Consider the following 9,357-nt stretch of genomic DNA (forward strand, 5'->3'; position numbering starts at 1 on the left):
GGTGGGGCGCGGCTGGCCGAAGGGCGGCCGCGGCGCGTCCGGCGGCGCGGGCCGCGTCTCCTCCACGGACTGGTCCTGGAACGAGGGATGGTCGGGCCCGGCCCCGCGCGGCCCGGCGTTGCCCGGCCCGGCGGTGCCGCGCGGCGAGCTCGGCGGCTTGCTGACCGCCCGCCCCTGCGGCCCGCTCACCCGGATCTTCTGCGTGGCCTGCTCCCCGGCAACCACCGGGAACGCCGTGGTGGCGTCCTCGGTCCCGGCCGGAACCTGCTTCATAGCAACCGTTTTGGCGTCCGCCGCACCGTCGTGCGGCGCGTCGCCCGCGGCGTCCTTACCGGATCCTGCTGCTGCGGAACCTTTCTCGCCGGGCTCGTTCGCCACGGGCGCGCCCGCGGCGGCGATGTCACCGGCGATGCCCTGCTCGGAGTCCGGAAGATCGGCCCCCGCGCCCTGCGTGAACTCGCCCTGACTGTCCCGCGCGGCATTTGCCGCGCCACCCGCTGCCGCGCCACCCGCTGCCGCGCCACCCGCAGCGGCACCGGGCGTTGCGCCCTGGTCGGGGCCTTCACCCGCCTGACCGCCGGGTGCCGCCGAGCCACGTTCGCCACCCAGGCCACCGCCAACCGGCTGCCCTACCGCGGCGTCACGCCCCGCGCTTGCACCACCGAACTGCCCTGCACCGCTGGATTGTTCGCGACCCGCTTCGCCGGCCACGCCGCTCGAGCCCGACTGCACCGGTCCGCCCCGGCCCGCGTCACCGCCGCCGAATCGCCCTGCGTCACCGGGCTGTTCGCGGCCGGCCGCGCCGGCCCCGGAGGTGGTTCCCGGCTGCCCGGATCCGCCGGGGGCCTGGGCCCGGACACCGGGTGCGGCCGAAGGCATGGGGGTGGTCGCGGCGCTCGCGACCGTCCGGTCGTCCGTGCCCGGGGCGGAGTCGCCTTCGGCCTGGTCCGCGGACCCGCCGGGAGCGCCTGCGCTACCTGCTGCCGGGACAGCTCCACCCGGTCCGGGGGCGGCACTCGGTCCACCCGCCGCACCGCGTTCGCCGCTCTGGCCGCCGGCCGCCTGCTCCGCCGCAGTTCGACTTGCCGCACCGGCCGGCTGATCCGAGGGGTTCGAGATCTTGCCGGTCGGGCCGTCGGCTCCCGCGGGGTTCGCGCCGACGCGGGGAACCGCGTCGAACTTCGTGGTCGCCGCGTCCGCCCCGGGCGACACGCCCGGGGCGGCGGGGGAATTCTGGGGTGCGCGACCGCCGGCCGCGTAGCGCGTCGTCGCGCCGTCCGGCGCCTGCTCGTACTGGATCGTGGCGAAGCCGGGGGTGGCCGGGGGATTGGCCTGGGCCGGTGCGGGTTTCGCGGACTCGGCGGACTCGCCGGGCTTGCGGATCACCTCGGTGGCTGCGGTGGGGGCGGGTTCCGTCGCCGGAACCTCGGTCTTTGCGGTGTCCTGTTCGGCGCCCGTGCCGGGAGCTGCCGGATCGGCAGGGCCGTGTGGCTTCTGGTCGTCCTTCGAGTCGGACACGCGCTACCCCTCATTTTCGGCGGAAACTGTCATTCGACGGTCAGCCTACTGAGCATTTTGGTAGTCGGTGCAGAATGATCGGCATGACCTCCTTCGGTGATCTGCTCGGACCACAGCCGGTACTGCTTCCGGAAAACACCGATGCCGAGGAAGCGCTGCTGAATCATCAAGACCCGGTGCAGGTCGCGGCGGCGCATCCGACGGCCTCCATCGCCTGGGCCCACCTGGCCGAAGCCGCGCTCGAGCGCGGCGGCGAATCCGCCACCACCCCGGTGGTGAACGCCGACATCATCGCCGCCTACGCGTTCGCCCGCACCGGCTACCACCGCGGCCTGGATGCCTTGCGCCGCAACGGCTGGAAGGGTTTCGGCCCGGTGCCGTGGAGCCACGAACCCAACCAGGGCTTCCTGCGCGCGGTCGGCGCGCTCGCCAAGGCCGCCCGCTCGATCGGCGAGTCCGACGAGTTCGCGCGCTGCCTGGACCTGCTCGAGGATTGCGATCCGCGCGCCGCCGCCGAACTCGGGCTCGACTGACACCTTGACCAGCAGTGGACTGGGCACGACGCTCGACGCCGCCAAGGACAGCGGCGTGGCGCGCATGCGCACCGCCGCCACCCGTGTCCGCTCCTCGCTGCTGCCGATCCTGCAGTGCGCGGTCGGCGCGGGTCTGGCCTGGTTCATAGCCCACAACGTCATCGGCCACGCGCAGCCGTTCTTCGCGCCGATGGCCGCCATGATCTCCATCGGCGTCTCCTTCGGCGCGCGCCTGCGCCGCGCGGTGGAGTTGATCGTCGGCGTCGCGGTCGGCATCGGCATCGGCGACCTGTTCGTCTCCTACTTCGGCACCGGCGTCTGGCAGATCACGCTGCTGGTCGTCGCCGCCATGTGCACGGCCGTCTTCCTGGACGGCGGCCCGGTCATCACCATGCAGGCCGCGTCCTCGGCGGTCCTGGTGGCGACACTGCTGCCACCCTCGAGCGGCGCGTCCAATCTGCGCATCATCGACGCCCTGGTGGGCGGCCTGGTCGGCATCGTGGTGGTGGCGGCGCTGCCGCTGCACCCGGTGCGCCGCGCCCGGCAGCAGGCGGCCGACATCCTCGGCGTCATCGGCACCGGGCTCACCGACTGTGCGGACGGCCTGCTCGAGCACGACGCCGACAAGATCAAGGCCGCGTTGGAGGCCGCCCGCGGCACCCAGGCCCGCCTCGATTCGCTGCGCAGCACCCTCGATGGCGGCCGCGAGATCAGCAGAATCTCACCGCTGTACTGGAATTCGCGCAAACGCATGGAACGCCTGCGCGAGGTCGCCGATCCACTGGACAACGCCACCCGCAACACCCGCGTGCTGTTGCGCCGCGCGCTGTCCCTGGTCCGGGACGACGAGATCCTGGATCCGCGCCTCACCCTCGAGGTGGAAGAACTGGGCAGGGCCGTGGAGGTGGTGCGGGCCATGGTCCTCGCCGATCCCGGCGAGCAACCCGACGCCGCCGAGGCCACCCGCGTGCTGCGCACCGTCGCCAAGGGCGCGACCAAGGATCTGGTGGAGGGCGCGGGCATCTCCGCGCACGTGGTGTTCGCCCAGACCCGTTCGATCGTGGTGGACCTCATGCGGGTGTGCGGGGTGAGCAGGCTCTCCGCCATCGCGCTGCTGCCGCCCACGGTCGCGAATCCCTATGTGACGCCCGTCGATTGAATCGGGTAGTGCGCTACTCGGGTCATCCGGCCGGTGCGCCGATACCGTTCGGGGAAGGCCGGGCACGCGAGGGGTGGCCCGGCCCCGCTCCTGCGAAAGCTCAGTTCCAGAAGCGCAGCAGCGAACTGCCGTAGGCGATCCAGTCCCGGGGAATCCCCGACAGTCCGAACAGCGAGTCGATCGCCCCGAAGAACAGATCCCGCAATTCCGGCACGAACAGCAGCGCGACCAGCAGCAGCATGCCGTACGGCTTGATCTGATCGAGCGAACGCCGCGTCTGATAGCTCAGCGACGGCTCCAGAATCCCGTAGCCGTCGGTGCCCGGAATCGGAATCAGGTTCAGCACCGTCGCCATGATCTGGAAGTACGCGAGATAGCTCAGCCCGAACCAGAACGCGGGATGCGAACTCTCACTGCCGAACACGCGGATCACGATCAGCAGCACCAGCGCGCACACCGCGTTCACCGCCGGCCCCGCGGCACTGAGAATCCGCTGCGTGCGCGGGCTGAAGGTGTGCGAGTGCACGTACACCGCACCACCCGGCAGCGCGAACCCGCCGATCGCGATGAACAGCATGGGCAGCACGATCGAGAGCAGCGGATGGCTGTACTTGAGCGGATTCAGGGTGAGGTAGCCGCGCAGCTCCACCTCGCGGTCCCCGGCCCGGTAGGCGACATACGCGTGCGCGAACTCGTGCAGACACAGCGAGACCACCCACCCGGCGATCACCATGATGAACACGCCGAATTCCGCGGTCCTGGAGAACACATCGGAATTCCAGGCCAGCACCCCGCCCGCCACCGTGATGGCGACCACGAGCAGGAAGATGGGGCTGGGGCGGACCGCGCCCGTGGCCCGGCCGATCGCGCGGGGCGAGTTCATCGGACTCCTCGTCAGTGCCCGGTTGCCTGGCCCGGGAGCGTCAACGTACCAGCAGCCACGGTTCGTGATGGCGGTAGAAAGTGGAGCGTCGCACCGGCTTATCGGTGGTGATGCCGTCGCGGGTCACGACCCCGCCGCGGGTGCCGAGCTGCATCGCGCGCCCCTGCACCCAGCGTTTCTTGCGCAGGCCGCGCTGCACGGTCGCGTGCAGGCCCGGCATCTCCAGGGTCGGCGAGATGTGCAGCGCCGCGACCTTTCCGGTGAACAACCGGGTGTCGTCGACGTACGCCTCGCCCTCGAGCTTCTCCCCGCCCTCGCCGACGATGGTGGCGCGGCCGATCAGCACCTTGCCGGTGTCGTCGCGGATCAGCGGGGTTTCGGTGGGCCTGCCCTCGAGCGCCAGTTTGGCGGCGGCCGAACCCGTTCCGGTCGCGTACGCGCGCGAGCCGTAGGTGCGGTCCACGGGCACGTACCCGATTTCCACCCCGAGCCGTTCGGTGCGCATGAGATGGGTCAGCACCGCGGCCAGTCCGGCGTCCTCGCCGAGCACGATCAGGCGCGGCAGGCTGTCCGCCGCCATGACCGGCAGCAGTTCGTCCAGGACCGAGGTGTCCGGGAGCGCGGAGGTCTGCGTGAGCGGTAGCGAGGCCAGGGCGATCGGGACCGGCGCGCCGTCACATCGGAGAACATGGGTACTCAACTGCCGTACACCCGCCTCTGACTCGCCAACACATCGCCTCACTGCGTTCACGCGGACGCCCTGCCGGTCCGGCTCCCTTTGTCACCTTAGCCCTGTTCGGTGGCACCCGCCGCGCCGCGCCGAGCGGCTCGCTCGACCGTGCCGAGGGTCACCCCGATCCCCGCGTGTCCGATTCGGCGTGGTGCTCGCGGCCCGGCGCGCGCGATCGTCGCAGGGTATGGGCGCAGCGAGTAATACGTCGTCTATTAGACTGTTCTTCCGGCCACCGCCTTCTGACGGCGGATAGCTGCAGCATCACCGGTGCTGCGCGTCGAACCCGTAGGAGACTCCTCATGCCGGCAATCGTGCTGATCGGCGCCCAGTGGGGCGACGAAGGCAAGGGCAAAGCGACCGATCTGCTCGGTGACAGGGTCAATTGGGTCGTCCGATACCAGGGCGGCAACAATGCCGGTCACACCGTCGTGCTCCCCAACGGGGACAAGTTCGCGCTGCACCTGATTCCGTCCGGCATCCTCACCCCCGGCGTCACCAACGTCATCGGCAACGGCGTGGTCGTCGATCCCGGCGTGCTGCTCACCGAACTCGCGGGGCTGGAAGAGCGCGGCGTGGACACCTCCCGCCTGCTGCTCTCGGCGGACGCGCATCTGATCATGCCGTACCACGTGGCCATCGATAAGGTCACTGAGCGCTTCCTGGGCAACAAGAAGATCGGCACCACCGGTCGCGGCATCGGCCCCTGCTACCAGGACAAGGTCGCCCGCGTCGGCGTCCGCGTCGCCGACGTGCTGGACGAGAAGATCCTCACCCAGAAGGTCGAGGCCGCACTGGAATTCAAGAACCAGGTGCTGGTCAAGATCTACAACCGGCGCGCGCTGGACCCGCAGCAGGTCGTCGAGGAGGTGCTCGGCCAGGCCGAGGGCTTCAAGCACCGCATCTCCGATACCCGCCTGCTGCTCAACCAGGCGCTGGAGCGCGACGAGATCGTGCTGCTGGAAGGCTCGCAGGGCACCCTGCTCGACGTCGACCACGGCACCTACCCCTACGTGACCTCCTCCAACCCGACCTCGGGCGGCGCGGCGGTCGGTTCGGGCGTGGGCCCCAACAAGATTCGGACCGTGCTCGGCATCCTGAAGGCGTACACCACCCGCGTGGGCTCGGGTCCCTTCCCGTCCGAGCTGTTCGACCAGTACGGCGAGTACCTGGCCGACAAGGGCGGCGAGGTCGGCGTCACCACCGGCCGCGGCCGGCGCACCGGCTGGTTCGACGCCGTGATCGCCCGCTACGCCACCCGCGTCAACGGCATCACCGACTACTTCCTCACCAAGCTGGACGTGCTCTCCAGCCTGGAGACCGTGCCGATCTGCGTGGCGTACGAGATCGACGGTGAGCGTTTCGAGGAAATGCCCACCACCCAAACCGATTTCCACCACGCCAAGCCGATCTACGAGGAGATGCCGGGCTGGTCGGAGGACATCTCCGGGGCGCGGACCTTCGAGGAGCTACCGGTCAACGCGCAGGAGTACGTGCTGCGGCTGGAGAAGCTGTCCGGCGCGCGGATGTCCTGCATCGGCGTCGGCCCGGGCCGCGATCAGACCATCGTGCGGCACGACATCCTGGGCTGATCCGAATCGGTTCGCGGTTCTGAACTCCCCGCCCCCGCTGCTCGAAAGCAGCGGGGGCGGAGTGCTTTTCGCGGTGTGTCTTGTGCGCGACGTTCGGTGCGGCGTCCTGCGCTGGATCAGTAGCAGGTCAGCGGGGCGAGGGGCTCGGCGGCGTGCGGGGTGAGCGAGGCGTAGGCCGCCGCGAGGGCCTTCACGCCCAGGCGGATGTCGGCTTCCTCGTGGGTGAAGGGCAGGCGGACGAAGCGCTCGAACGCGCCCTGCACGCCGAAACGCGGTCCGGCGGCGAGCAATACGCCGTGGTTGGGGGCGGTGGCGGCCAGGGCCGTCGAGACCGGGGCGGGGAGCTGGGCCCACAGCGACATGCCGCCCGCGCCGGGGGAGACGCGCCAGTCGGGGAGGTCCTCGGTGAGGGCGTCGAGCAACGCGGCGCGGCGCGAGCGGAGCTGTTCCCGGCGCACGGTGAGGATCTGCTCGGCGTGCTGGAGCAGGTGCACGGTCGCCAGCTGATCCATGACCGGGGTGCCCAGATCCATGGTGGAGCGGGTGCCGAGCAGTTTGGTGATGAGGGTCTGGCTCGCGCGCACCCAGCCGACCCGGAGGCCGCCCCAGAACGATTTCGACGCCGACCCGATGGTGACGATCTCGGTGCCGCGGGCGAAGGACGCGGCGGGCGGCATGATCTCGTGATCGGTGAGATGCAGATCGACCATCGACTCGTCCACGATCACGGTCATGCGGGTCTCGCGGGCGATCGCGGCCAGTTCCGCGCGGCCCTCGGCGCCGAGCAGCAGGCCGGTGGGATTGTGGTAGTCCGGCACCAGGTAGGCCACACTGGCCGCGGTTTGCCTTGCCGCACTGCGGATTCCGTCCAGATCCCAGCCGTCCGGGCGCAGCGGCACCGGGACCGGGCGCGCCCCGACATCGCGAATGGCCTCGATCGCGTTGGGGTACGAGGGGTGTTCGATGAGCACCCGTTCGGCGGGGGTGGTCAGCACGTTCAGCAGCAGGCGCAGGCCGTGCTGCGCGCCGAGGGTGACCAGGATCTGGTCGGGCTCGGTCGGCAGGCCACGCTCGGTGTAGCGGCGGGCCAGGGCCTCGCGCAGCATGAGCATGCCGACCGGGTCCATGCCGTGCGTGCCCAGGTAGGTCGGAAGTCCTTGCAGCGCGGCGGTATAGGCGTCCGTCATCTCCGCGGGGGCGGCCATGGCGGCGTAGGTCATGTCGATGGTGGGCAGCTCGGGCTGGGCCATCATGGCGAGCAGGCTGCGCGCGGGTTTGGTGCCGTCGTGCACGACGGTCTGCGGTAGAGCGACCGTGCTGCGCGAACCCTGTCGGCTGATCAGGTAGCCGTGCTCGCGCAGCAGCGCGTAGGCCGAGGTGACGGTGGTGCGGCTGACGTCGAGGGTGGTGGCCAGGTCGCGTTCGCTGGGCAGGGCGACACCGAGCGGGGCGCGGCCGTCGTGGATGAGCAGCCGGATGCTCTCGGCCAGCGCCACGTAGGCGGGGCGGGTGGCACGGCGGGTGTTGTCCGTCGCGGGGGCGCCGGGTTCGTCGTGCCGCCAGCGGCCCAGGTCGCGGGTCAGGCTCGCGGCGCCGATTACTCGAATGGCCATAAAGGCCAGTATCGGGGCACTGGATATTTTCTTCAAGTCCAGACCGGATCACCATGGAGTCATGAACGCTCTGCTCGCCTCTTTCCTGGTTGTCGCCGCTTTCGCCGGGATCGTTTACCGGTACGCCCCCAAGTCCGGTGAACGGTGGGGCATTCTGCTGGAGCGCTATCGGCCGCACGCCCCGATGTCGGACTGGTCGGTCGGGGAGTACGACGGGGCTCGGCAGTACGCCGACCTGGCCGCTGTCGCCGCACACCAGGAGCACAGCGTCCCGGCCGCCGCACCGCGGCCGGGACGGCGGCGGACCGCTCTACCGGACATTGCCGCCGTGCCGTGCCGTCAGGAAACAGTCCAGTTCTAGTTAACTGGCCTTGAATAGTCGAATTGTCGGTCCGCGCGTGCACACTGGCCCTATGTCCCAGCCGGACCGCCCGCTCGCCTCGGCGGCGCTCTTCGATACCGCGATCGGCGTCTGCGCCCTCGCCTGGAGCCCCGCCGGGGTGCTGCGTTTCGCCCTCCCCGAGCCGGACCCGGCCGCCGTGCGGAAATACATCCTGCGCAGGCACCGCGTCTTCGATGTCCGCGAAGCCGAACCGACCCCCGAGATAGCGGCGACCATCGAGAAGATTCGCGCCCACCTGGTCGGCGAACTCGACGATCTGGCCTGGATTCCGTTGGACACCAGCCCGATCAACGATTTCGACAACGCGGTGTACGCGATCACCCGCGCGATCCCGCCCGGCCACACCCTGACCTACGGCCAGGTGGCCAACCGCATAGGCGCTCCCGGCGGGGCCCAGGCGGTGGGTCAGTCCCTGGGCCGCAACCCGATTCCCCTGATCATCCCCTGCCACCGGGTGCTGGCCGCCGACAACGCTCTGACCGGCTTCTCCGCCCCCGGCGGCGTGACAACGAAACAAACCCTCCTCGAGATAGAACGCACCCCCGGCTTCGGCGAACCCACCCTCTTCTGACTCGCGCGTGTCCGGCCGTGCCCGTAGAGGTTTGGGGATGTAGACGAGACCCGCACCGAACCAGACTCTTCGGTGCGGGTGCCTTCTCCCGAACGGGTGCGCCCCGGGCCGGTCTCAGACGTTGGCCCCGATGACGCCGCCGACCGTCGCGCCCGCGAGGCCGCCGAGGGCGGCCGCACCCAGGCCCGCGCCGATGCCGCCGACCGCGGCGCCGATGGCCGCGCCCACCGCGGTGCTCGTGCCCGCGACGGCGAGAGCGCCCGCGACCGCGCCGGGCACGGCGGCCGCGCCACCGGTGGGAACGCCCGCGACGGCCGCGCCCAGGGCCGCGCCCGCCGGGGTGCCCGCGATGGCG

General features: G+C 70.8%; 9 protein-coding genes and 1 pseudogene. 5 read left to right on the top strand and 5 right to left on the bottom strand.

The annotated features are described in order from the left end of the window. Positions 1-1,518 (bottom strand): annotated as a pseudogene (locus tag ABZ319_RS38900) (hypothetical protein); the annotation flags it as partial. An 83-nt stretch (positions 1,519-1,601) separates the two neighbouring features. Here ABZ319_RS38900 and ABZ319_RS38905 point away from each other — a divergent pair. Then, entirely contained in the window at positions 1,602-2,051 is a 450-nt protein-coding gene (locus ABZ319_RS38905; protein WP_354991606.1) for a DUF3151 domain-containing protein, read from the top strand. 64 nt (positions 2,052-2,115) lie between these two features. Continuing rightward, positions 2,116-3,210, top strand: coding sequence for an FUSC family protein (locus ABZ319_RS38910; RefSeq protein ID WP_354991614.1), 1,095 nt, complete (start codon positions 2,116-2,118; stop codon positions 3,208-3,210). 100 nt (positions 3,211-3,310) lie between these two features. On the opposite strand, the gene ABZ319_RS38915 is transcribed toward ABZ319_RS38910, so the two are convergent. Further along, positions 3,311-4,093, bottom strand: coding sequence for a site-2 protease family protein (locus ABZ319_RS38915; RefSeq protein ID WP_354991607.1), 783 nt, complete (start codon positions 4,091-4,093; stop codon positions 3,311-3,313). Between the two features lie 40 nt (positions 4,094-4,133). Beyond that, positions 4,134-4,793 carry a hypothetical protein gene (locus ABZ319_RS38920; protein WP_354991608.1) on the bottom strand — a complete coding sequence of 220 codons (660 nt, stop codon included), beginning with the start codon at positions 4,791-4,793 and terminating at the stop codon, positions 4,134-4,136. Positions 4,794-5,125: 332 nt separating this feature from the next. Here ABZ319_RS38920 and ABZ319_RS38925 point away from each other — a divergent pair, with 332 nt between their 5' ends. Next, the gene (locus ABZ319_RS38925; protein WP_354991609.1) at positions 5,126-6,415 is read left to right on the top strand and encodes an adenylosuccinate synthase; all 1,290 of its coding nucleotides are present in this window, start codon (positions 5,126-5,128) and stop codon (positions 6,413-6,415) included. A 116-nt stretch (positions 6,416-6,531) separates the two neighbouring features. Here ABZ319_RS38925 and ABZ319_RS38930 read toward each other — a convergent pair whose 3' ends face one another. Next, the gene (locus ABZ319_RS38930; protein ID WP_354991610.1) at positions 6,532-8,028 is read right to left on the bottom strand and encodes a PLP-dependent aminotransferase family protein; all 1,497 of its coding nucleotides are present in this window, start codon (positions 8,026-8,028) and stop codon (positions 6,532-6,534) included. Positions 8,029-8,089: 61 nt separating this feature from the next. Between ABZ319_RS38930 and ABZ319_RS38935 the strand changes: the two genes are divergently transcribed. Both ABZ319_RS38935 and ABZ319_RS38940 read left to right on the top strand, forming a co-directional pair. After that, the gene (locus ABZ319_RS38935) at positions 8,090-8,389 is read left to right on the top strand and encodes a hypothetical protein (RefSeq protein ID WP_354991611.1); all 300 of its coding nucleotides are present in this window, start codon (positions 8,090-8,092) and stop codon (positions 8,387-8,389) included. A 52-nt stretch (positions 8,390-8,441) separates the two neighbouring features. Further along, a complete protein-coding gene (locus tag ABZ319_RS38940; RefSeq protein ID WP_354991612.1) occupies positions 8,442-9,002 on the top strand; it encodes a methylated-DNA--[protein]-cysteine S-methyltransferase in 561 nt (186 codons plus the stop codon). Between the two features lie 114 nt (positions 9,003-9,116). Here the strand turns inward: ABZ319_RS38940 and ABZ319_RS38945 are convergent. Further along, positions 9,117-9,357, bottom strand: a 241-nt coding sequence (locus ABZ319_RS38945) for a hypothetical protein (RefSeq protein ID WP_354991613.1), incomplete at its 5' end; no start/stop codon positions are given.

The sequence above is a fragment of the Nocardia sp. NPDC005978 genome (assembly GCF_040614455.1).
Lineage (GTDB): Bacteria > Actinomycetota > Actinomycetes > Mycobacteriales > Mycobacteriaceae > Nocardia.